The sequence below is a fragment of the Halomonas ventosae genome (genome assembly GCF_004363555.1).
GTDB classification, from domain to species: domain Bacteria; phylum Pseudomonadota; class Gammaproteobacteria; order Pseudomonadales; family Halomonadaceae; genus Halomonas; species Halomonas ventosae.
Genome location: NZ_SNZJ01000011.1, coordinates 1 through 23,059, shown reverse-complemented (window position 1 = coordinate 23,059; position 23,059 = coordinate 1). Strand labels below are relative to the sequence as shown.

18 protein-coding genes are annotated in these 23,059 nt (G+C 70.7%); 5 read left to right on the top strand and 13 right to left on the bottom strand.

The window, feature by feature from the left end:
- Positions 1–47: 47 nt before the first annotated feature.
- Genes ccoM through rfaH form a run of 3 tightly spaced genes read right to left on the bottom strand, consistent with a single transcriptional unit; the run spans position 48 to position 1,384 of the window.
- Positions 48–296 carry a cytochrome c oxidase subunit CcoM gene (ccoM, locus tag DFP85_RS10665; protein WP_133636271.1) on the bottom strand — a complete coding sequence of 83 codons (249 nt, stop codon included), beginning with the start codon at positions 294–296 and terminating at the stop codon, positions 48–50.
- The gene (locus DFP85_RS10660; RefSeq protein ID WP_133636270.1) at positions 293–799 is read right to left on the bottom strand and encodes an FKBP-type peptidyl-prolyl cis-trans isomerase; all 507 of its coding nucleotides are present in this window, start codon (positions 797–799) and stop codon (positions 293–295) included. Before DFP85_RS10660 ends, ccoM begins: the two co-directional genes overlap by 4 nt.
- A 42-nt stretch (positions 800–841) precedes the next feature.
- On the bottom strand, positions 842–1,384 hold the full coding sequence (gene rfaH, locus DFP85_RS10655; protein WP_133636269.1) for a transcription/translation regulatory transformer protein RfaH: 543 nt from the start codon (positions 1,382–1,384) through the stop codon (positions 842–844).
- Between the two features lie 361 nt (positions 1,385–1,745).
- Here rfaH and DFP85_RS10650 point away from each other — a divergent pair, with 361 nt between their 5' ends.
- Entirely contained in the window at positions 1,746–3,107 is a 1,362-nt protein-coding gene (locus tag DFP85_RS10650) for an AmpG family muropeptide MFS transporter (RefSeq protein WP_133636268.1), read from the top strand.
- Positions 3,108–3,114: 7 nt separating this feature from the next.
- On the opposite strand, the gene DFP85_RS10645 is transcribed toward DFP85_RS10650, so the two are convergent.
- Positions 3,115–4,941, bottom strand: a complete 1,827-nt coding sequence (locus DFP85_RS10645; protein WP_133636267.1) for an SEC-C domain-containing protein — start codon at positions 4,939–4,941, stop codon at positions 3,115–3,117.
- An 85-nt stretch (positions 4,942–5,026) separates the two neighbouring features.
- Positions 5,027–6,271, bottom strand: coding sequence for an ABC1 kinase family protein (locus DFP85_RS10640; protein ID WP_133636266.1), 1,245 nt, complete (start codon positions 6,269–6,271; stop codon positions 5,027–5,029).
- Positions 6,272–6,390: 119 nt separating this feature from the next.
- Between DFP85_RS10640 and DFP85_RS10635 the strand changes: the two genes are divergently transcribed.
- The 3 genes from DFP85_RS10635 to DFP85_RS10625 all read left to right on the top strand — a co-directional run bounded on the left by DFP85_RS10635 (position 6,391) and on the right by DFP85_RS10625 (position 9,897).
- Positions 6,391–8,310, top strand: a complete 1,920-nt coding sequence (locus tag DFP85_RS10635; RefSeq protein WP_133636265.1) for a DNA topoisomerase III — start codon at positions 6,391–6,393, stop codon at positions 8,308–8,310.
- A gap of 16 nt (positions 8,311–8,326) precedes the next feature.
- Positions 8,327–9,262 carry a ketopantoate reductase family protein gene (locus DFP85_RS10630; RefSeq protein ID WP_133636264.1) on the top strand — a complete coding sequence of 312 codons (936 nt, stop codon included), beginning with the start codon at positions 8,327–8,329 and terminating at the stop codon, positions 9,260–9,262.
- A 62-nt stretch (positions 9,263–9,324) separates the two neighbouring features.
- Positions 9,325–9,897: a hypothetical protein gene (locus DFP85_RS10625; protein ID WP_133636263.1), complete on the top strand. Its 573-nt coding sequence runs from the start codon at positions 9,325–9,327 to the stop codon at positions 9,895–9,897.
- Positions 9,898–9,997: 100 nt separating this feature from the next.
- Here DFP85_RS10625 and ppc read toward each other — a convergent pair whose 3' ends face one another.
- The 5 genes from ppc to cysM are packed head-to-tail and all read right to left on the bottom strand — an operon-like array spanning position 9,998 to position 18,155.
- Positions 9,998–12,646, bottom strand: coding sequence for a phosphoenolpyruvate carboxylase (gene ppc, locus DFP85_RS10620; protein WP_133636262.1), 2,649 nt, complete (start codon positions 12,644–12,646; stop codon positions 9,998–10,000).
- A complete protein-coding gene (gene mazG / locus DFP85_RS10615; protein WP_133636261.1) occupies positions 12,643–13,542 on the bottom strand; it encodes a nucleoside triphosphate pyrophosphohydrolase in 900 nt (299 codons plus the stop codon). Before mazG ends, ppc begins: the two co-directional genes overlap by 4 nt.
- Positions 13,539–15,824 (bottom strand): GTP diphosphokinase, encoded by a 2,286-nt coding sequence (relA, locus tag DFP85_RS10610; protein WP_133636260.1) that lies wholly within the window; start codon positions 15,822–15,824, stop codon positions 13,539–13,541. The genes mazG and relA overlap by 4 nt, the downstream gene beginning before the upstream one ends.
- Positions 15,817–17,256: a TRAM domain-containing protein gene (locus DFP85_RS10605; RefSeq protein WP_133636259.1), complete on the bottom strand. Its 1,440-nt coding sequence runs from the start codon at positions 17,254–17,256 to the stop codon at positions 15,817–15,819. Before DFP85_RS10605 ends, relA begins: the two co-directional genes overlap by 8 nt.
- A gap of 2 nt (positions 17,257–17,258) precedes the next feature.
- Positions 17,259–18,155, bottom strand: a complete 897-nt coding sequence (cysM, locus tag DFP85_RS10600; protein WP_133636258.1) for a cysteine synthase CysM — start codon at positions 18,153–18,155, stop codon at positions 17,259–17,261.
- A 118-nt stretch (positions 18,156–18,273) separates the two neighbouring features.
- On the opposite strand from cysM, the gene DFP85_RS10595 reads away from it, so the two are divergent.
- A complete protein-coding gene (locus tag DFP85_RS10595; protein ID WP_133636257.1) occupies positions 18,274–21,009 on the top strand; it encodes an ATP-binding protein in 2,736 nt (911 codons plus the stop codon).
- Here the strand turns inward: DFP85_RS10595 and acpS are convergent.
- The 3 genes from acpS to recO form a co-directional block, all read right to left on the bottom strand.
- Entirely contained in the window at positions 20,949–21,326 is a 378-nt protein-coding gene (gene acpS, locus DFP85_RS10590) for a holo-ACP synthase (protein ID WP_133636256.1), read from the bottom strand. The genes DFP85_RS10595 and acpS overlap by 61 nt on opposite strands.
- Entirely contained in the window at positions 21,323–22,123 is an 801-nt protein-coding gene (gene pdxJ / locus DFP85_RS10585) for a pyridoxine 5'-phosphate synthase (RefSeq protein WP_133636255.1), read from the bottom strand. The genes acpS and pdxJ overlap by 4 nt, the downstream gene beginning before the upstream one ends.
- Positions 22,124–22,233: 110 nt before the next feature.
- Positions 22,234–22,950 carry a DNA repair protein RecO gene (gene recO / locus DFP85_RS10580; RefSeq protein ID WP_133636254.1) on the bottom strand — a complete coding sequence of 239 codons (717 nt, stop codon included), beginning with the start codon at positions 22,948–22,950 and terminating at the stop codon, positions 22,234–22,236.
- Between the last annotated feature and the right edge of the window lie 109 nt (positions 22,951–23,059).

Sequence of the window (23,059 nt, the reverse complement as noted above, 5' to 3'; positions counted from 1 at the left end):
TGGGGGGAAAGCTCCCCCCTCCCCTGACGACTCTTGAAGCGGCTGGATCAGTGCTTGTTCTTGCGATGGTGGTCGCGGACGATGAACGCGACCCAGCCCCCCATGAAAGCGACCATCATCGCGACGGTTACGAGCCCGAAGATTACGGCGTCATCCAGATACATGGTGGTGTCCTCCCGTCCCGATGTGATGGGTGAACTGTAGCCCGTCAGGTGGGGAAGAAAGCTGACCTGCATCAAGTTTCTCCGCGCCCTCGCCGGGTCGCGGGAAATCCGTTGATCCAGGTCAGTTTTCACGGCATCTTCTTGTCCTCGACCTCGCCGGGATCGGTACCCGGGGGCAGCGGATGGCCCTTGGCGAGTTCGGCACGGGTGGCGTCGCGGACCTCCAGCACCTCGAGGCGGTAGCGCAGGACCTGCCCGGCCAGCGGGTGGTTGGTGTCGATGACCACGGCGTCATCGCGGACCTCGAGTACGGTGACGATCTCGGGGCCGTCGTCACCCGGGGTCTGGAAGCGCATGCCCGGCGCGACCTCTTCCACCGGGAAGGCATGGCGGCCGACCTCGCGCACCAGCGCCTCGTCGCGCAGGCCGTAGGCCTCGGCCGGCATCAGGGTGACGGAGAGCTGGGCGCCGGCGTCCTGGCCTGCCAGGGCGTTCTCCAGGCCGGCCATGATGTTGCCGTGACCATGAAGGTACTCGAGGGGCTGCCGGCGGGCACGGGAGTCATCGAGGACACTGCCGTCCCGGTCGCTGAGCACATAGTGCAGGGTCACGACCCGTTGCGGGGCGATGGTCATGGGGTCTCCTGAGGCGAGTGGCGGTATGAAGGAGGCGACTGCCTAGTCGCGGCGACGCAGCTGGCCGACGGGCATCTCCAGGCGCTGCTGCTTGTGCAGCATGTTGAGCAGCACGATGGCGCGTTCCTCGCCCTTGTGGCTGGCGAACACGGCCTGGAGGTCCTTGAAGGGACCCTCGGTGATCTCCACCGCCTCGCCGGCGCGGAAGTAGACGTTCGAGGTCGCGTCCTCCTCCCCGCTGCCGTGGGTGAGCAGCGTCTCGACCAGCTCGTCGCTGACCGGCACCGGCATGTCCAGGCCGAAGGTGACGATCTTCAGCACGCCGCGGGTCGAGCGGATGGGCCGCCAGTTGCTGGCCAGGCGATCGAGCCGGATGAACAGGTAGTAGGGGAACAGCGGCTCGCTGACCCACTCGAGCTTGCCGCGGCGCTTCTTCTGGACCTGGAGCACGGGGTGGAAGATCTCGTAGCCCTGGTTGGCCAGGTGCTCGGCCGCGCGGAAGGACTCTCCGCCCTTGCACTGGATCACGTACCAGCGGGGCACGGCATCATCGGCCTCGGCCTGGCGAATCTCGGAATCGCTCATGTCGCTCCTGATAAGGGTTCCTGCAAGGGGCCTGTCGGATTTGACCGATCGTCACGAGAGAGCCGGATTTCGGGACAAGTTTATCGATCTGGTGAGGCGAATAGCGCGCTATTTAACGAATCAGATCGAATGAAATTGGCCGAAAGACCGGATCTCGCAGTAGATCAGCGTTAAGTTCGACAGGCTCCTAGTATCACTGCCGGGGCTCTGCAACAATCCCACCGCGTGCCCGCCGGGAGGAGATCGCACGGATGACATGGGTCGGACGCTGCCCGGCCCGGCTGCCGACCCGGGATTTTACCACCGATGATCGAGGCCTGCGTGGCCTCAGTCGCGTCCAACGCAAGGAGTGCTGCCCTACATGCCGTCCCCCACCGCCCGACGCAGCTGGCGCGAGGCCCTGGCCATCTACCTGCGTGCGCCGGTCATCACCATGCTGTTCCTGGGCTTCTCCGCCGGCCTGCCCTTCCTGCTGGTCTTCTCGACCCTCTCGGCCTGGCTGCGCAGCAGCGGGGTCGAGGTGGCGGCCATCGGCTTCTTCGCCTGGATCGGCATGCTCTACTCGATCAAGTTCTTCTGGGCCCCGGTGGTGGACCGGCTGGCGCTGCCGCTGCTGACCCGCACCCTCGGCCAGCGCCGCGGCTGGATGCTGCTGGCCCAGGGCATGATCGCCGCCGGCCTGGTGGGACTGGCCGGGGTCGACCCGGTGGGCCACCTGCCCCTGGTGGCCGCCTTCGCCCTGCTGGTGGCCTTCGGCAGCGCGACCCAGGACATCGCCATCGATGCCTTCCGCATCGAGTCCGCCCCGGACGATGTCCAGGCCGCCATGGCCTCGACCTACATCATCGGCTATCGCGGCGGGTTGCTGGCGGCCGGGGCGGGCGCCCTCTACGTGGCCTCGCTGGCCTCCTGGGAGGCGGCCTACCTGACCATGGCGGCGCTGGTGGGCATCGGCGTGATCACGGTGCTGCTGCGTCCGGAACCCGAGCGACTCTCGCTGACCACCCAGCTGATCCACGAGCCGCGGGTGCGCGCCTTCCTGCGCGCCTCCCGCGGACGGGCGAAGCCGCTGCGGCGGCTGGGCGCCTGGGTGACCGGGGCGATCGTCTGTCCCTTCACCGACTTCTTCACCCGCCACCGCCGCAAGGCGCTGTGGCTGCTGCTGTTCGTGGCGGTGTTCCGGATCAGCGACCTGGCCATGGCCTCCATGGCCAACCCGCTCTATATCGACCTCGGCTTCACGCTGGCCACCATCGCCAATGTCACCAACGTCTTCGGCATCGCCATGAGTATCGGTGGCGGGATCCTGGGGGGGCTGCTGGTGGCCCGCTACGGCATCGGGCCGATCCTGGTGCTGGGGGCGGTGGCCGCGGCGCTGACCAACCTGCTGTTCGCGGCCCTGGCGCTGGCCGGCCAGAGCCTGCCGATGCTGGTGATGGCGATCATCGGCGACAACCTGGCCAATGGTCTGGCCAGCGCCGTCTTCATCGCCTTCCTCTCGAGCCTCACCTCGCGTGCCTACACGGCCACCCAGTACGCCCTCTTCTCGTCGCTGATGACCCTGCCGGGCAAGTTCCTCAGCGGCTTCGGCGGCCTGGTGGTCAGCGGCGAGGGCTATGCCACCTTCTTCCTGATCTCGACGCTGCTGGGGCTGCCGGCCGTACTGCTGGCGATCTGGATCAGCCGCGACCGCGAGCTGGTGCCGGCGCCCGAGGTCGCCTGATCGCCGCTCAGCCGTCCAGCCGCGCCTGCAGCCAGTCAAGCGCCCCCGGCGTGGTCCGCCACTGGTCGCGCATCAGGGTGCGATACTGCCACGCCTCAGCACGGGAGCCGGGGTCGGCGACGCCCTCGCCGCCGCCGACCGGACGCGGGTTCTCGGCGCACAGCATGGCCATGGCGTGGGGGTTGTGGCGGGCCACCTCGCCCAGCGCCTCGGCGGCCTCGTCGCGGCGCTCCAGGCGATAGAGCGCCAGCACCCGCCCCATCAGCAGCCCCAGCGGCGGGGTCTCGTCGTCGTCGCCTTCGAGCTCGCGTTCGCTCAGGGCCAGGGCCGCACGGTCGCGGCCCTCCCGAAGCAGCTGGTCGAGGACCAGCTCGCGCAGGCCCAGGCTGTCCTGGTCGTCCAGGGTAAGCAGCCGTTCGGCGAGCTCACGGGAGCGCGCCCGGGCGCCGCGCTCCATGCCCACCACCAGCGCCAGGCCGGTACGCAGCAGCACGGCGTTGTCGGCGCTGTCCCACAGGAAGGCCCCCTCGCCCTCGGCGCGCACCTGCTCGAGCCAGCGCTCCAGGCGGCTCGCCAGGGGCTCGAACAGGCTCGGCGCCATCCACGGCAGGCTACCGAAGCGACTGGCCAGTGCCAGCGCCAGGGATTGCACCACGGCGGGGGCGTCCAGCCACTCGGGATGGGCGCAGAGCGCCGGCAGCCACTCCCCGGCATGCGGCCAGGGGTCATCGTCGAAGCCCATCGGGGCGTCGCTCTCGACCTGCGCCCGGAAGACCTTCTGCCAGGCGGCGAACAGGGTGTCCTCGCGGGCGGTGGTATGGTATTCGAGGCCGCCGTCGTCAGCGCGGTGGATCTCCAGGCGCGGGGCCACGGGCAGCGACTCCAGCAGCGCCTGCAGGGCCACCAGCGGCTCGGCCAGGTCCTCCTCGGCACTGAGCAGCTGGTCGGCGAGGGTCGCCCCGGGGTTCTCGGCCAGGTCGGCCAGGAACTGCAGCTGGTCGGGGTCCAGGTCGCCCTGGCGGGCCAGGCGCCGAAACCAGAAGCGCGAGCGCTCGGCGGCCTCCTGCTCATGACCCTCGTGGAGCAGAAGCATGGCCTCGATGTAGGCCAGGGTCGGCGAGTCGGGCAGGGCCTGCTGAGCGCGCACGAAGGCCGCCCGGGCGCTGTCCAGGTCGTCGTTGTCCAGGTGCATCAGGCAGAGCCGTTCCAGGGCCACGCCGCGCAGGAACAGCGGCCCGCGGTCGAGCACCGCGTCGAGCAGCGCCTCGCGCTTGCGGTGGAAACCGCGCTCCTGGTAGAGGTCGATGAGGATCTCGAAGGCGGGCTCGGCCTGCTCGGGGAGGGTCAACCAGTCGGCACGCTCGAACAGCGACTCGAGGATCTGCTGGGCCCGCCCGCGCTGGCCGGACTCGGCGGCGATCAGGCCGGCCTCCAGCAGCGCCTGGGCCGGAGCCCGGCCGCTGGCCAGGGCGGCCTTGAGGGTCTCGCCCTTCCAGTCGCGCAGCGAGAGCATCCACATCAGGTGCGGCGGCACGTGGCCGGGCAGGCTGACCGCCCCGCAGCAGTGCTTGGTCTTGCGCCCGGAATCGCACCAGCAGGGCTCGTTGCGCCCGGGCCGGGCCAGCGGCTCGGCGGCGAAGTCGAGTCGCGCCAGCGGGGTCTGCGACCACAGCTCCGGGGCCAGCGCCTGGGCCAGCGCCAGGTTACCGCCGACCAGGGCCGGTCCCTCGTCGCGGGCCCAGGCCATCAGCGTGGGGTAGCGCTCGTCCTGGCGAATGGCCGCCAGGGCACCCGAGGCAAAGCCCAGCAGCTGTTCTACCCATACTGCCAGCATCGCGCACTCCAACCTTTGGAAAACGGCATAGTCTACCAGTCCGGCGCCAGGCTGGGCAGGTGGGTCGGGCGCCTGTCCGGGAGGGTCAGACGTGCCCCCTGGCAAACAGCGGCCGGGTGCGCCCGGCCATGTCGAGTCGCGCGCCGAGGCGCACCAGGTTCCAGTAGTGGCCGTTGAGGGTGCGCGACAGCAGCAGCGTGTCCGCCGGGGGCTGGAGGCGGTCCATGGCCGCCCAGACCTTCGGCGAGAGCTCGCGCAGGCGACGGTGCACCCGCACGTCGCCGAAGTCCTGCTCGCCGGGGCGGAAGAGCGGCTCCACCGCCTCGGCCGCCTCGCGGTAGAGGGCCAGGGGCGCACCCTGTCCCTGGCGGCCGCCCATCTTGAGCAGCGCCTCGTCCATGGCCATGGGGTCCTTCGCCAGGGTGGCCTCCAGCAGCTGCATCATCGCGGCCAGGCGTGCCTCGGGTACCGGGATCACCGCGCCCAGGTCGTAGACGACCAGCTGCCCCCGGTCGTTGACGGCAAAGTTGCCGGCATGGGGGTCGGCATGCAGTTCGCCATGGGTGAAAAGCTCCTCGGTGATCCAGTCCGCCAGGGTCTGGGCCACGCGTTGACGCAGGGCGTCATTGCCGGCCTCCAGCTCACGTAGCGGTGTACCGGGCTCGTAGCGCATGGCAAGCACCCGCTCACCGGAGAGCTCCACCAGCGGCTCGGGGATCACCAGGCTGTCGAGATGGGCGTAGCGCGCCCGGTAGCGGGCCAGCGCCTCGGCCTCGGCGTGGTAGTCCAGCTCGCCGCGCAGGCTCGCCGCCAGCTCTTCGAAGAGCGCATCCAGGCGTGCCTGGGGAACCTTGAACCAGCGCCCCAGGCGCATCAGGCGACGCACCTGCGCCAGGTCGCTCTCCAGCACCTCGGCGAGGCCGGGATACTGCACCTTGAGCACCAGGGTCTCGCCGTCCCGGGTCGTGGCGCGGTGCACCTGGCCCATGGAGGCGCTGGCGAAGGGGGTCTCCTCGATGCCGGCAAACACCGCCTCCAGGTCGCCGTACTGCGCGACCAGGGTACGGCGGATACCCGCCCAGGGCATCGGCTCCGCCTGGCGCTGCAGGCGGGCGAGCTCCTCGGCGAGGTCCGGCGGCAGCAGGTCGTCCCACTGCGACATGATCTGGGCCAGCTTCATCGCCGGCCCTTTCAGCTCGGAGAGCCCCTCGAAGAGGGCCTCGCCCAGGGCCCGCCAGTCGGCCTGCCCGCCCATCCGGGTGCGGATCAGCGCCCCGCCGGTGCGGGCCCCGAGTCCCAGCAGGCGCCGGGTACGGCCACGTTCGCGCATGCGCTCTCTCCCGTGATCACTATTGTACAAGCATTGTACACATCCTGGTGCAGCTTACACTTGGCATGGCGTGGCGAATACTGGAAGAATGTCCATGTCATTCACCGCGACGAGTCATCATGCGACTGATCATCGCCGAGAAACCCAGCCTGGCCCGGGCCATCGCCAAGGCCCTGCCCGGCTCGCCCCGCAAGCAGGAGGGCGCGCTGGCGGTGGGTGAGACCACGGTCACCTGGTGCCTGGGCCACCTGCTGGAACAGGCGCCGCCCGATGCCTATGACCCCGCCCTGAAGCAGTGGCGCCTCGACCAGCTGCCGATCCTGCCGAGTCGCTGGAAGCTGATGCCTCGCCCCAAGGCCCGCGGCCAGCTGGCGGTGATCCGTCGGCTGCTGAAGTCCGCCCGCGAGGTGGTGCATGCCGGCGACCCCGACCGCGAGGGGCAGCTGCTGGTGCAGGAGGTGATCGAGCACCTGGGCTGGAAGGGCCCGGTGTCCCGGCTGCTGGTCAGCGACCTCAACCGCCCGGCGGTGCAGCGCGCGCTCGCCCGGCTCGAGGACAATGGCCGTTTCGAGCCGCTCTATCGGGCGGCCCAGTGCCGTGCCCGGGCCGACTGGCTCTACGGCATCAACCTGACCCGCGCCTGGACGCTCACCGGCCGCCAGGCCGGCCACGACGGCGTGCTCTCGGTAGGCCGTGTCCAGACCCCGGTGCTCGGGCTGGTGGTGCGTCGCGACGCCGAGATCCGCGACTTCGTCGCCAAGCCCTTCTTCGTGCTGTGGGCCGATCTCGCCGTCGCGCAGGGCCGGCTGCGCGCCTGGTGGGTACCCGGGGAGGCCCACCCCCTCGACGACCAGGGACGCCTGCTGGCCCGGGAGCCGGCCGCCGCCCTGGCCGAGCGGCTGCCCGGTGCCGAGGGTCGGCTCACGGCACTCGAGCGCCGCGACAGGCGCCAGGCCGCCCCCCTGCCCTACTCGCTCTCGGCGCTGCAGGTGGACGTGGCACGCCGCCATGGCCTCTCCGCCAAGGCGACCCTGGACATCTGCCAGCGCCTCTACGAGCGCCACCAGCTGATCACCTACCCGCGCTCGGACTGCCGCTACCTCCCCGAGGAGCATTTCGCCGCGGCGCGGGCCACCCTGGAGGGCGCCTGCCGCCAGGACGAGACCCTGCGCCAGTGGCTTGCCGGGGCGGATTTCTCGCGGCGCTCCCGGGCCTGGGACGACCGCAAGGTTGGCGCCCACCACGCCCTGGCGCCCACCGGCAAGCCCGCCGACCTCGCGCGACTCGAGAAGGCCGAGGCCGATGTCTTCCGGCTGATTGCCCGCAACGTCCTGGCGCAGTTCTATCCCGCGCTTTCCACCCGCGAAGTGAAGGCGGAATTCACCATCGTCGGCGAAGGCTTCCGCGCCCGGGGCCAGGAGCTCCTCGACCCCGGCTGGAAGCCGCTGTTCACCACCCGTGACGAGGCGCCACCGCTGCCGCCGCTCACCGAGGGCGAGGCGTGCCGGGTCCAGGAGGCCGGCGTCGAGGACCGCGAGACCCGCCCGCCGGAGCCCTTCACCGACGCCAGCCTGATCAAGGCGATGATGAACATTGCCCGCTATGTCGAGGACCCGGCCGTGCGGCGCACCCTGCGCGAGCACGACGGCCTGGGCACCGAGGCGACCCGCGCCGGGATCATCGAGACGCTGGTGGAGCGCGGCTACCTGGTGCGCCAGGCCAAGGCGCTGCGTGCCACGCGGCTCGGCAGCGCGCTGATCGCCTCGCTGCCCGAGGCGGTGGGCCGCCCCGAGCGTACCGCCCTCTGGGAGCAGCGCCTGGGCGCCATCGCCGAGCAGGCCGAGGCCCCGGCGCCCTTCCTCGCGGCCCTGGTCGAGGACCTGCATGGCCTGCTCGCTGCCGCCGATGCGGGGCGGATGCGCGAGGCGCTGCACAGCGCCCGGGGCGAGCAGGCCCCGGCGGCGCGCTCGCCCCGCGGGACCCGGCGCGGCAGCTCGCGCCGCAAGGCGGCCACGGCTCGGCGCCCTCGACGATCATGACCCCGGGAGTTGCCCCATGACCCGAGAAACGCACTGGATCGTCGGCCCCGGCGCTCTGGGGCGACTGATCGCCCTGCGGCTGGCCGGCCGGGTCCCGGTGAGGCTGGTCGGCCGCCGCCGGCTTCCCGACCGCCAGACCCTGGTCACCCCGGAGGGCGACACCCGGGTCCAGGTACTTGCCATGTCAAGGATCGATGCCCTACCACCGGAGACGCCGGCCGTGGTGCACCTCACCACCAAGGCCCACGGCGCCGAGGCGGCCCACGCCGCCCTGGCCGCCCGGCTGCCCGCCGGGGTACCGCTGGTACTGTGGCAGAACGGCTTCGCCTGTCAGCCTCGGCTCACCGCGCGCCATCACGGGCCGGTGCTCTGCGCCACCACCACCGAGGGCGCCCATGTGCAGGGCGACGATCGGGTGATCCATGCCGGCCATGGCCACACCTACCTCGGCGCCCTGGACGGGCGCCATGCGGAGCTGGCCGGCGCGCTGGCGCGGACCCTGACCGACGCCGGGCTGCGGGCCGAGGCGGTCGCCGACATCCGCGTGCGGCTATGGCGCAAGCTCGCCGTCAATGCCGCCATCAACCCCCTGGTCGCCCGCTTCATGATCCGCAACGGCCAGCTGCGCGACCGTCCCTTCCGGCCCATGGTCGAGAGGCTGATCGCCGAGGTCGCGGCGATCCTCGAGGCAGAGGGCGTGCCCCCGCCCGGCGGGGACGGCCTTGCGGCGTGGCGGCAGCTGGTCTGGGAGGTCGTCGAGGCCACGGCGAGCAACCGGGCCTCCATGCTGCAGGACGTGCGGGCCGGCCGCCTCACCGAGCACGAGGCAATCCTCGCCCCGCTGCGCGATGCCGCCTCACGGCACCGGCTGCCGGTCCCCTGCCTCGACGGGCATCTCCAGGCCCTGCGCCGCCGGGCGGCGGCATTGGCGGAACCTCCGGCGGCTTGCTAGGCTAGAATGACAATGATTCCGGGCCGGCAGCCCCCGCGTGCTGCCGACCAAGGTCGGGGAACATGCATCCGGATTCACGCCTTGCCATCGCACTGGCCAGCGTCCTGGCACTGGTGGCGCTGCCCGCGCAGGCCGACTCGGTCATGCCCGCCTACGGCGGCATGGCGCAGGATCTCATGCATCTCGACAACGGCATGATCGTCCAGGGAAGCGACGTCGAGACGCCCGACGGCTATACCTCAGGCTTCCGCCTCACCGCCGGCTTCACGCCACAGCACCTGCCCCGCCTCGACCTCGGCGCCGAGTTCAGCTATCGCGAGAGCGATGACGTGCCGGTATCCCTCACCGACGGCCAGCAGCTCCTCGACACCACCAGCCTGGGCGGCAGCCTGGTGGCCGGCATCCGCCTGGGGCCACTCGGGCTCTACGCCAAGTCGGGCCTGGCGGAGTGGCAGGGCGACCCCGTCGGCGGCGGCGACCAGCTGCGCGAGGGCGGCGGCACGGCCAGGGTGCAGGGCTTCGGGGCCCGCCTGCAGCTGCGCCACCTGGTGAGCCGCCTGGAGTTCGAGGAGATCGATGCCCCGGCCATGGACCACCTCAACCTGATGACCGCCTCGCTGCATTTTCCCTTCTAGGAGCAAGGAGCAAGGAGCAAGGAAGTACGGTAGCCCTATGGCAGGCTGCAACGGTTGTCCTTGAAGCTTGCCCCTCGCAAGCTTGTCGCTGGCCGACGGCCTACCCCGTATTGCGTAACCCGGCGGCGATCCCCGCCATGGTCACCATCAGCGCGCGGGAGAGGTCGGCGCTGATCGCCCCGTCGGCATCGCGGTTACGCTGCAACAGCTCCGCCTGCAGGCCGTGCAGCGGGTCGATGTAGGGGTTGCGCACCTCGATGGCCTGGCGGATCAGCGGCGTCTTCTCCAGCAGTTCCTGCTGGTCGAGTACTTCCAGCAGCGCCTCGTGGAGGCGGCCGAAGCGGGAGCGCAGCCGCTCCCCGAGGGCCTTGAGGGCCGGCTCGTCGACCAGCCGGTGCTCGTAGTAGGCGGCGATGCCCACGTCAGCCTTGGCCAGCAGCATCTCCAGCATGTCCAGGTAGGTCCCGAAGAAGGGCCACTGGTCGCGCATCTCGCGCAGCACCTCGAGACCGCCCTCCTCCTCCAGCCGCTGGCTGAAGGCTTCGCCGCTGCCCAGCCAGGCTGGCAGCATGAGGCGGATCTGGGTCCAGGCGAAGATCCAGGGGATCGCCCTCAGTGTCTCCACGCCACCGTCCTGGCGGCGCTTGGTGGGGCGCGAGCCCAGCGGCAGCCGCCCGAGCGCGCCTTCCGGGGTTACCGCGCGGAAGTAGGGGACGAAATCGGGATCCTCGCGCACCACCCCCACATAGGCGCCGTGCGCCACCTCGGCGAGGCGGTCCATCTCCTCACGCCATTCCGGCCTGGGTGCCGGCGGCGGCAGCAGGCTCGCCTCGAGGACCGCACAGGCGTAGATCTCCATGGAACGCAGGGCGATCTCCGGCTGGCCGAACTTGAAGCGGATCATCTCGCCCTGCTCGGTCACCCGCAGGCTGCCGTTCACCGAGCCCGGCGGCTGGGAGAGGATAGCCGCGTGGGCGGGCCCGCCGCCCCGGCCCACGGTGCCACCGCGGCCATGGAAAAGCGTGAGATCGACCCCGTGGCGATCGCACACCTCTACCAGCGTCTCCTGGGCCCGGTACTGGGCCCAGGCGGCGGCCAGCTGGCCGGCGTCCTTGGCGGAGTCCGAATAGCCGATCATCACTTCCTGGCTGTCGCCGGCCAGGGCACGATACCCCGGCAGCGCCAGCAGGTGGTCGATGACCTCGCCGGCGTGGTCGAGGTCGTCGAGGGTCTCGAACAGCGGAGCGATGGGCAGGCTGACCGTGCCGCCCACCTCCTTCATCAGCAGCGCCACCGCGAGTACGTCGGAAGGCTCGCCGGCCATGGAGATGATGTAGGTCCCCAGCGCCTCACGGTGCTCGGAGGCGATCACCCGGAAGGTATCGATGACCTCGCGGGACTCGGCGGAACACTCCCAGCGCCGCGGGATCAGCGGCCGGCGCGAGGCGAGCTCGGCGAGCAGGAACTCCTGGCGCTCGGCCTCACTCCAGTCGCGGTAGTGGCCGAACCCCAGACCATGGGTGAGTTCCTCCATCACCTGCGCGTGGCGACTGGCCTCCTGGCGCAGGTCAAGCTTGGTCAGGGTCACCCCGAACACCGCCACGCGGCGCAGGGTGTCGAGCAGCACGCCGTTGGCGATGGTGTCGAGGCCCACGTCACACAGCGAGCGATAGCAGGCCAGCAGGGGGGCATAGAGCTGGTCGCGGGTCTCGATGATGGGGCCGCCCTCGTAGCTGCGCCCGTCGAGCTCGGCCTTGGCCCAGTCGCGGGTCGCCTCGACCCTCGCCAGCAGGCGCTTGATCAGTTCGCGGTAGGGTTCGGCGACATCCCCCACCTCGGCCTTGAGCGCGCTGTTGGCCTTCCACATGGAGAGCTCGGCCTTGAGCTGCTCCAGGTCGCGCAGGTAGAGGTCCGCCGCCATCCAGCGGCCCAGCAGCAGCACCTCCCGGGTCACCTTCGCGGTGACGTTGGGATTGCCGTCACGATCGCCGCCCATCCAGGAGGCGAAGCGGATCGGCGCGGAATCCAGCGGCAGGCGCTCGCCGGCGGTCTCCAGCAGCAGGTTGTCCAGATCGCGGTGGAAATCGGGCACCGCCTGCCACAGGGAGTTCTCGATCACCGCGAAGCCCCACTTGGCCTCGTCCACCGGGGTCGGTCGCTCGTGGCGGATCTCGTCGGTGTGCCAGGCCTGGCTGATCAGCTCCTCCAGGCGGCCCTGAGCACGCGCCCCGCGCTCCGGGTAGTCCCCGGAGGACTCGATGGCCGTGAGGCAGTCGTCGATGGCGTCATACTTCTGTATCAGGGTGCGGCGGATGACCTCGGTGGGGTGCGCGGTGAGCACCAGCTCGACGCGCATGCCGGAGAGGGTCTCCACCAGCTTGCGCGGCGAGTGGCCCTCGCCCCGGGCGCGCTCGAGCAGCTCGGAGAGCACCGGCTGGGAGCCGGGCTTGTAGTCCTCGACCCGGCGGAAGCGCGCCCGATAGTGCTGCTCGGCGATGTTGGCCAGGTTGAGAAACTGGTTGAAGGCCCGGGTCACCGGCAGCAGGTCGCGGTCGGGCAGCTTGCGCAGGTACTCGATCAGCGCGCGCTGGCTACCCTCCTCGCCCTGGCGCCCGCGCTTGGCGAAGCTGCGGATGGTCTCGATGCGGTCGACAAAGCCCGGGCCCAGGTCATCGGCGATGGTACGGCCCAGGCTGTCACCCAGGATACGGACATTGTCGCGCAGCGATTCGTGCAGGTCGTGGCTCATGGCCGGGACTCTCCTTGCGGCGGTTCCTGAACGGGGGGGTCGAGCTGCTTGGCGGCCTGCCAGTGAAGCTCCATGGCCGCCAGGCCGGCCTCCTCCAGCGGTACCCGGGCGCTGGCCAGGGCCGCTTCGACGTGGCGGAAGCGCCGCTCGAACTTGGCATTGGTGGCGCGCAGGCACTGCTCGGGATCGGCCTTGAGCGTGCGCGCCAGGTTGGTCACCGCGAACAGCAGGTCGCCCACCTCCTCGGCGGCATGCGCGCGGTCCCCCTCGGCCAGGGCCTGCTCCACCTCGTCGAGCTCCTCGCGGATCTTGGCCAGCACGCCGCGGGCATCGGGCCAGTCGAAGCCCACCCGGGCGGCGCGCTTGGAGAGCTTGGCGGCCCGGGAGAGGGCCGGCAGGGTCCGGGGGACGTCATCCAGCACCGAGGCCGCGGTGCTGTCGCCCGAGTCACCCGGGGGTGTGTCGCTTGCCCGCTCGGCACGCTCCTCGGCCTTCAACGATTCCCAGCGTGAATGCACCTGCCGTGTCTCGATTTCCTCGGCGCTGACCCCGGGCGGGCGCCGCGAGGCCAGGGTGCCGTCGGGGAAGACGTGGGGATGGCGGCGCAGCATCTTGGCGGTGAGGACATGCACCACCTCATGAAAGTCGAAGCGTCCCTCCTCGGCCCCGAACTGGCTGTAGTAGACCACCTGGAAGAGCAGGTCGCCGAGCTCGCCGGGCAGCTCGTCCCAGGCGCGTCGCTCGATGGCGTCGGCGACCTCGTAGGCCTCCTCCAGGGTATGGGGCACGATGGAGTCCCAGTCCTGCTTCACGTCCCACGGGCAGCCCTGCTCGGGGTCGCGCAGCACGGCCATCAGCGTGAGCAGGTCGTCCAGGTCATGGCGGGGCTTGCTCATGTCATCCTCCTCCTGCGCTTGCCCGACTTGCCCTGACCGCCCCCGCTGCGCAGCCGTCGCACTTCGATGACGTTGGGCAGCTGCTGGATGCGCGAGAAGAGGCGCCCCAGGGTCTCCAGGCCGTCGACCTCGACGGTGATGGACATCCGCGCGATGCCGTCTTCGGTATCGGTGAGGGTGTTCACCGACAGCACGTTGACGCGGTCGTTGCTGAGCACGCCGGTGACGTCTCGCAGCAGGCCGGAGCGGTCCCAGGCCTGGATCTCGATGTCCACCGGGTACTGGGTACGGGCACGCTCGCCCCACTCCACCTCGATGATGCGCTGGGGCTCGTCCAGGCGCAGCTGCAGGATGTTGGGGCAGTCCTGGCGGTGCACGGTGACGCCGCGCCCCTGGGTGATGAAGCCGACGATGGCGTCGCCGGGCACCGGGTGGCAGCAGTTGGCCATGCTGGTCTTGAGGTTGCCCACCCCGAGCACGGTGATATCGCTGCCGCTGCCCTTGCCCGGGGCCTTGCGGGGCTTGGCCAGCAGGCGGTCGAGCTGTTCCTGGTCATCGCTCTCGCCGAACAGCTGCTGGGCCTGGTGGAGCACCTGGCCGATGCGCAGGTCCCCGGCACCCAGGGCGGCATACATGTCGTCCGGGCTGGGGTAGTTGACCTTGTTGGCCAGGCGGGTCAGGTCCATGTCCTCGACGTCGAGGCGCTTCATCTCGCGCTCGAACAGCGCCCGGCCCTCCTCGAGGTTACGGTCGCGGGCCTGCAGCTTGAACCAGGCCTGGATCTTGGCCCGCGCCCGGGAGGTGCGCACATAGCCCAGGTTGGGGTTGAGCCAGTCGCGGCTCGGCCCGCCCTTGCTGGCGGTAAGGATCTCCACCTGCTGGCCGGTCTTGAGCCGGTAGGTGAGCGGCACGATGCGGCCGTTGACCTTGGCCCCCCGGCAGCGATGGCCCACCTCGGTGTGCACCCGGTAGGCGAAGTCGATCGGCGTGGCGACCCGGGGCAGGTCAATGACGTGGCCATCCGGGGTGAAGACGTAGATGCGGTCCGGGGCCACGTCGCTGGTCAGCCCCTCGCGCAGGTCGCCGAAGTCGCCCACCTCCTCGTGCCACTCCAGCACCTGGCGCAGCCAGGCGATCTTCTCCTCGTAGCTGGCGCTGCGTGCGCTGGTGTCGTGTCCCTTGTAGCGCCAGTGGGCGCAGACCCCGAGCTCGGCCTCCTCGTGCATGGCGAAGGTGCGGATCTGGATCTCGAGGACCTTGTTCTCGGGCCCGAGTACCGCGGTGTGCAGCGACTGGTAGCCGTTCTTCTTGGGGTTGGCGATGTAGTCGTCGAACTCGTTGGGGACGTGGTGCCAGCGCGAGTGGACGATGCCCAGCACCGTGTAGCAGTCGGTCACCTCGGGCACCAGGATGCGCACCGCCCGGATGTCGTGGACCTGCGAGAAGTCGATGCGCTTGCGCTTCATTTTCCGCCAGATCGAGTAGATGTGCTTGGCGCGCCCGTCGACCTGGTAGCGGCTGATCCCCTGGGCCGTCATCAGCGACTTGAGGGTCTCCACCACCTCGCTGATGTAGCGGTCACGGTCCAGGCGCTTCTCCGCGAGCTGGCGGGCGATCGCCTTGTACTCCGCCTCGTGCAGGTAGCGGAAGGAGAGGTCCTCGAGCTCCCACTTGAGCTGTCCGATGCCAAGGCGGTGGGCCAGGGGCGCGTAGATGTCGAACACCTCCCGGGCCACCTGCAGGCGCTTCTCGCGCGGGGCATCGCGCACCTGGCGCAGGGCGCAGGTGCGCTCAGCGATCTTGATCAGGGCGACGCGGACGTCGTCGATCAGGTTGACCAGCATCTTGCGCAGGTTGTCCTGCTGGTCATGCTGGCTCAGGCCCTGGCTGGGGGCCTGGAAGGTGCTGATGGCGGCCATCTGCAGCACGCCGTCGATAAGGCCGGCGACCTCGTGGCCGAAGCGCTTGTCGACCTCCTCGAGGCCGATCAGCTTCTCGCGGACGGCCCGATAGAGCACCGCGGCCTCCAGCGCCGGCTGGTCGAGCTTGAGCTCGCCCAGGATATCGGCCATCTCCAGGCCCATGCGAAAGCTCGAGCCATCCTTCAGCCAGGCCTTGTGGGGGCGGTCGGAGGCCAGCTCCAGCTGCTGGGCCAGCTCACAGGTACGGCGCATCTCGTCGACGTCACGCAGCTTGACGTCATCCTGCAGGCGCGTGAGCCACTGGTCGATATCGACCCTCCCGTCCCGGGTCAGCGGCTGCTCTTCACGCACTTTAACCATCGCTTGTCGCTCCTTGGGCCTGCCGCCCCGAGCCGGGATACTCGAACAGCAGCATGGATTCCAGGTGTGAGGTGTGCACGAACATGTCGGCCACGGCCGCATGCCGGATGCGATAGCCACCATGCACAAGGTGTGCCGCATCCCGGGCCAGGGTGGCCGGGTCACAGGAGATGTAGAGCAGCCGCGGCACCGGATGTTCCATCAGTACCCGGCTCGCCGCCTCGGCCCCTTCTCGGGGCGGGTCCAGCACCACCACCTCGGGGCCGACCTCCTGGAGCAGCTCGCGCACGGCCGTCGGTTCGGCGAGGTCCGCCTGGCGCGCCTCGAGGACCAGGCTACGCCCCGGGGAATTGGCGCGGGCATTGTCGCCGAGCCGCGCGACCATCGCCGGGCTGCCCTCCACCGCCGTCACCCGAGCACCGGCGGTGGCCAGCGGCAGGCTGAAGTTGCCCACGCCGGCGAACAGGTCCAGCACCCGCTCGCCGGCGGCCAACGGGGAGAGCCAGGAGAGCGCCGTGCTCACCATCAGGTCATTGACCTCGGCATTGGCCTGCAGGAAGTCTCCGGGGGCGATGCCCAGGGTGAGCGCCCCGTCAGGCCCCGGCACCGGGCAGCTGAGCGCCGGTACGGGGGTCAGCCAGTCGAGCTCGGTCGCCTCGCGACCCAGCCAGCGGGCCAGGTGAACGCCATGGGCCCTGGCGAAGGCCTGCCAGCGCCGGGCGTCCCCGGGATGGTCACGCAGCTGGCGCACGACCACCACTGCGCCCTGGTCGCTCTCGAGCAGCTCGAGGTGTCCCACCTGGCGCGGTGCCTCGAGGTCTGCCAGCAACTGGTGCAGCGGCACCAGCAGGGCGTCCAGGGCTGGCACCAGCACGGTGCAGGCGTCGATGTCGACCAGGCGGTGGCTATGGCGGGCGCGAAAGCCCAGATGGACGCCGCCGTCGGCATCCACCTTGACGCCCAGGCGGGCGCGGCGCCGGTAGCCCTCCCCCGCGCCGGCAAGCAGCTCGGGCGACGCGGCCAGGGCGATGCCCTGGCGCCCCAGCAACTCCTCCAGTACCGCCTGCTTGTGGCGGCGCTGCGCCGGCAGGGCGAGGTGCTGCAGGTCGCAGCCGCCGCAGCGCCCGAAGTGGGGACAGGGGGGCGCGACGCGCTCCGCCGAGGCCACCAGCAGTTCCCGCACATGAGCCTCGTCGAAGCGCTTGCGGGTACGATGGACGGCGACCCTCACCCGCTCGCCCGGGAGGGCGCCCTCGACGAACACCGTCTTGCCTCGCGCGGTGCGCGCCACCCCGCGCCCGTCATGGGCCAGTCCACGGATCTCCAGGGCGTCCTGCGCCCCGGTGGCCTCGCGCGGCTCTGCCTGGCGACCCTCAAGCCCCGAGCCCCCCGACGAGGCACGCCCGGGGCGACGCTTGCCCAGCATGGCCATGCTCAGCGCTCCGGGGCGAACAGGCCGGTGGAGAGATAGCGGTCGCCGCGATCGCAGACGATGAAGACGATCACCGCGTTCTCGACCTCGGCAGCGACCCGCAGTGCCCCGGCGAGCGCCCCGCCGGACGACACGCCGGACAGGATGCCCTCCTCACGGGCCAGGCGACGCATGTGCTCCTCGGCCTCCTGCTGGCCGATATCCAGCACCCGGTCGACGCGGCTGGCATCGAAGATGCTCGGCAGGTACTCCGGCGGCCAGCGGCGGATGCCGGCGATGCTGGCACCATCCTCGGGCTGCAGGCCGATGATCTGCACCTCGGGGTTGCGCTCCTTGAGGTAGCGCGACACGCCCATGATGGTGCCGGTGGTGCCCATGGAGCTGATGAAGTGGGTGATGGTGCCGCCGGTCTGCTCCCAGAGTTCCGGGCCGGTGGTGCGGTAGTGCGCCAGGGGGTTGTCCGGGTTGGCGAACTGGTTCAGCGGCTTGCCCTCCCCACGGGCGACCATCGCCTCGGCCAGGTCGCGGGCCTCCTCCATGCCCCCTGCCTTGCTGACCTCGATCAGCTCGGCGCCGTAGGCGGCCATCGCCTGCTTGCGCTCGGCGGAAGCACTCTCGGGCATGATCAGCACCATGCGATAGCCCATGATGGCGGCCGCCATGGCCAGGGCGATCCCGGTGTTGCCGGAGGTCGCCTCGACCAGGGTGTCGCCGGGCGAGATCTCGCCACGCGCCTCGGCCTCCTGGAGCATGGAAAGGGCCGGCCGGTCCTTGACCGACCCGGCGGGATTGTTGCCCTCCAGCTTGGCCAGCAGGGTATTGCCGCGCCCGGCGGTGATGCGCTTGAGACGGACCAGCGGCGTGTGGCCGACGGTCTCCTCGAGAGTGGGGAAATGCATGTAACCTTCCTGATGGAAACGCCTTTTCGGCATTATATCCCTGCGGCTGCACACTGGACAGGCATCTGCCCGGCCTGTGGCATACTGGATGCCGATTCACCGCCCGACGAGCCTGCCGATGTCCCTCAAGACCCGACTGATGCTGATGATCCTCGGCCTCCCCCTGCTGCTGCTGGCCCTGGTGGTCGGTGCGGCCCTGGCCCTGGAGGATCGCCAGCGCCACGCGGCGCTGCGTGACCAGCTGACCCACGGCGCCGAGCTGGTCGCGCCGGCCCTGGGCGAGGCCCTGGCGAGAGAGGACGAGCAGGCGCTGACGCGCCTGACCGACGGACTGCTGGCGCTGCCCCACGTTCAGGGGCTGAGCCTGTGGGATGGCCAGGGCGCCCGCCTGCTGGAGCGCGGCAGGCTCCGCGACCTGCCGGCGCCGACCGATCTCGACGCCTCGCGCCTGCTGGAACGCGACCGCCGCTGGCTGCTGCAGGCCCCCCTGCCCGACGGCTCGCCGATGCCGGCCTGGCTGGTGCTGGACATCGACACCACTCCCCTGCTGCTGACCCACTATCGCCACCTGGCCAGCGCCGGCCTGGCCCTGATGCTCGCTGGCCTGCTGCTGTTCCTGGCGGCCTATGCCACCACGCGACGGCTGAGCCAGCCGCTGGAGGATGCCGGCCGCGCCCTGGACCGGCTGGCCCTCGGGGTGGTGCCCGAGCAGCTGGTCATTCCCCCGGCACCGGAACTGGCCGAGCTGGCCCGACGCGTCAACGACCTGGCCGACCACCTCGAGACGGCCCGAGAGGAGATGCAGGCCCAGATCGAGCAGGCCACCGGTGAGCTCCAGGAATCCATGGAAACCATCGAGGTCCAGAACATCGAGCTCGATTTCGCCCACCGCCGGGCCCTGGAGGCCAACCGCGTCAAGTCGGAGTTCCTGGCCAACATGAGCCACGAGATCCGCACCCCCCTCAACGGCATCGTCGGCTTCTGTCGGCTGCTGGGCCGCTCGCGGCTGGAACCGCGCCAGCGGGAATGGCTGGACCACGTGCAGCGGGCCTGCGACAACCTGCTGATGCTGGTCAATGATGTCCTGGATTTCTCCAAGCTGGAGGCCGGCCGGGTGGAGCTCGAGACGCTGCCGCTGGACATGGTTGGCCTGGTCGACGAGGTGCTCGGCCTGCAGGCCCCGCTGGCCCAGCAGAAGGGATTGCAGCTGCTCGGGCTGGTCTACGATGACGTGCCGGCCGGCCTCGAGGGCGACCCGCTGAGGATTCGCCAGGTGCTCACCAACCTGGTCAACAACGCCCTCAAGTTCACCGACCAGGGTGAGGTGATCGTGCGGGTCATGCTGGAGCAAGCCGAGGCGAGCCAGGTGGTCCTGCGCGTCAGCGTCTGCGACACCGGCATGGGCCTGACCGACGAGGCCCGCCGACGCCTGTTCCAGGCCTTCCACCAGGCCGACATCAGCCACCCGAGGCAATTCGGCGGCACCGGCCTGGGGCTGGCCATCTGCCGGCAGCTGGTCGAGCAGATGGGCGGGGAGATCAACGCCGAGAGCCTGCCCGGCAAGGGCTCGACCTTCTCCTTCACCCTGCCACTCTTGGGCAGCTCGGAGAGCGAGCGCGCCCCGGAGCTCAGCCTGGACGGGGAAGTCATCGTCATCGAGGAGCCCCACCCGCCCACGCACCGTGCCCTCGCGCACCTGCTGGCGCGCTGGGGGGCCCGGGTCACCTCACCGGCAACCGCCGGGAGTGGCCCCGCAGCCTCGCTGGTCGTGGCGGGGCTGGGCCACGAGGACCTCGACGAGGCACGCCTGGCGGGTTGGCGGCGCCGGCTGGATGGGCTGGGTTGCCCCGCCCTGCTGCTGGTCAATGCCAGCCCCCCCGACCTGCCGGCCCTGCCCCTGCCACATGGCGGCGAGGTGCTGGGCAAGCCGGTCTCCCGCACGGCCCTGGCCGATGCGGTGATCCGACAGCTGGCGGGAAGGCCGCCGGCCCTGCCCGTCCCCGCGCCGCGCCGGCCGTCGGCGTCGCCGATCCGGCTGCTGGTCGTCGATGATACCGAGTCCAACCGGCTGCTGCTGAGCGAGCTGCTGGCCGGCCCCGGCCTCACGGTGACCCAGGCGGCAAGTGGGGAGGAAGCCCTGGCCCTGGCGCATGACCGGGACTTCGACATGGTGTTGATGGACATCCGCATGGCGGGCATGGACGGCGTGGAGACGACCCGGGCCCTGAGGCGACTCGGCGGCGCCTGGCGGCGGGTACCGATCATCGCCGTCACTGCCCATGTGCAGAGTGAGCAACACCGGGTGCTTCGCGAGGGCGGGCTCGATGACGTGCTGATCAAGCCGCTGCAGCCGCAGCGCCTCGCCCGCCTGCTGGAGGAGCACCTGGGCATCGTGATGCCGCCGCCGCAGGCGGAGAGTGGGTCATCGGCACACGCCCCCACCCTGGCGGAGGGAGAAGAAGACCAGGAGCTGGCGGTGGTAGACCTGGAGCTGGGCGCCCGCCTGGCCGGGGGACGCGAGCGCCTCGCCCGGGAACTGCTGGAGACGCTGGTCGACTCCCTGGCGCACAGCGAGCAGGCCATCCGCGACGCCGTCGCCCGCGACGACGAGGTGGGCCTGCTCGACGCCCTGCATGCGCTCAACGGCGCCTGCCGCTATTGCGGCACGCCTCGCCTGGGGCTGCTGGCGGAGACCCTGGAGACCCGCCTGCGCTCACGGGGCCTGACCGCCGTGGTGCCGCTGCTGCCCGACCTCTATGCCGCCATGGGCGAGTTGCGGGCCTGGCAGGCGGCTCAGCCCTCGAGCACCACGAAGGCCATCGCCAGCGCCTCCTCGTCGGAGAGCGACAGGTGAAGCGACCGGACTCCGGCCGCCTCGGCCAGCTCATGGGCCTTGCCGGAAAGCACCAGTGACGGGCGCCCCAGTGCATCGTTGACCACCTGGATCTCGGTCCAGCACATGCCTCGGCGCAGGCCGGTGCCCAGCGCCTTGACGAAGGCCTCCTTGGCAGCGAACCGCTTGGCCAGGAAGGCCGCGGGCAGCAGATGGTCACGGAACCGCTCTCGCTCCCGCTCACCGAGCAGGCGCTGCGCGAAGCGCTCGCCATGCCGCGCCATGGCCCGCTCGAAACGGGCCACCCGGGCGATGTCGGTACCGATCCCGATGATCATCGGAAGCCGTCCGCCTCCTCGTCATGATCGTGGTCGTGCGCCTCGAGGGCGGCCACGAAGCCCGCCTCCTGGCCGGCGATGGCCAGCCGCTTCATCTCGGCCACGGCCTCCTTGAAGCCGACGAAGAGCGCCCGGGCGATGATCGCATGGCCGATGTTGAGCTCGTGGAGCCCGGGCAGCGCGGCGATCGCCTCGACGTTGTGGTAGTTGAGGCCGTGGCCCGCGTTCACGGTGAGGCCCAGCTCATGGGCCATCTCGGCAGCGGCGGCGAGCCGGGCATGCTCACGGCGGGCGGCCTCGCCCGAGACCTCGGCATAGGCACCGGTATGCAATTCGATCACCGGCGCGCCGGCCCTGGCGGCGGCCTCGATCTGGGCAGGCTCGGGATCGATGAACAGCGAGACCTCGCAACCGGCCGCGGCGAGGCGCCGGCAGGCCGCGGCGATGGCCGCGAAGCCCCCCACCACGTCGAGGCCGCCCTCGGTGGTCAGCTCCTCACGCTTCTCGGGCACCAGACAGACATGGGCCGGGCGCAGCTCCTCGGCCAGGGCGATCATCTCCTCGGTGACCGCCATCTCCAGGTTCATGCGAGTATTGAGCACATCAACCAGCAGGCGCACGTCGCGATCCTGGATATGGCGACGGTCCTCGCGCAGATGCACGGTGATGCCGTCGGCGCCGGCCTCCTCGGCAAGCAGGGCTGCCTGGACCGGGTCCGGGTAGCGGGTACCACGGGCCTGGCGCAGGGTGGCGATATGGTCGATGTTGACGCCGAGCAGGATACGCGGGGGGTGCATGGGGGTCTCCGGGAGTCGAGGGTCAAGGAACCAAGGAATCAAGGAATCAAGGAATCAAGGAAGAAGGGTAAGCGCCAAGCAGCCAAGCGGCCAAACGCCACGTCAGGCTCTCAGGGCTGCTGCCTGGCTTCCGTGTGGTCTCGGCGGCGCTGGGCAAGCTGGCGCATCAGCTCGCGGGAGCGCAGCGGACGGCTGCCGAGCAGCGGGGCCAGCGCCGCCCGGGTGACCGCCTTGGCGGGACCGGCGAGCCCCGGCTCGGCCCAGTCACCGCTGGCCAGCAGGCGCAGGGTGCGCCCGTCGATGCCGCCCTCGCCGGCCACGAAGGCCCGTGAGGCCGGATCGAGCACGTAGCGACGCTGGGGGTCGAGCTCCCCCCCCTCGGGGTCGGTGAAGCGCGGCCAGGCGTCCAGCGCCTCGAGTACCGCCGCCTCGAGCCGACGCAGCGCACCGGCGCGCCCCTCGGGCCTCGGCAGCACCTCGAGCATGGCGGTGTAGAAGGCGAAGACCTCGGGGACCGGCAACTCCACCGGCAGTACCCGCGCCAGCAGCTCGTTGGCATAGAGGCCACAGAGGAGTCCCTCGCCGGCGAGCAGCGCCGCACTGCCGCGCCCCTCCATCAGCCGCAGGCGCTTGAGCTCGCCCTCGCCGACCCAGGTGACATGCAGCGGGGCGAAGGGCTGCAGCCGGCCTCGCGAACGCGACCCGGGGCGCTGGACGCCCTGGGCCACGGCCCTGACGCGCCCGTGGTGCAGGGTCAGCAGGTCGACCAGGGCGCTGGTCTCGCGGTAGGGGCGCTTGTGCAACAGGTAAGCTGGCTGGGGTTGCATGATCGATCCTTCTGCCAAGCGGCCAAGCGGCCAAGCGGCCAAGCGGCCAAGCGGCCAAGCGGCCAAGCGGCCAAGCGGCCAAGCGGCCAAGCGGCCAAGCGGCCAAGCG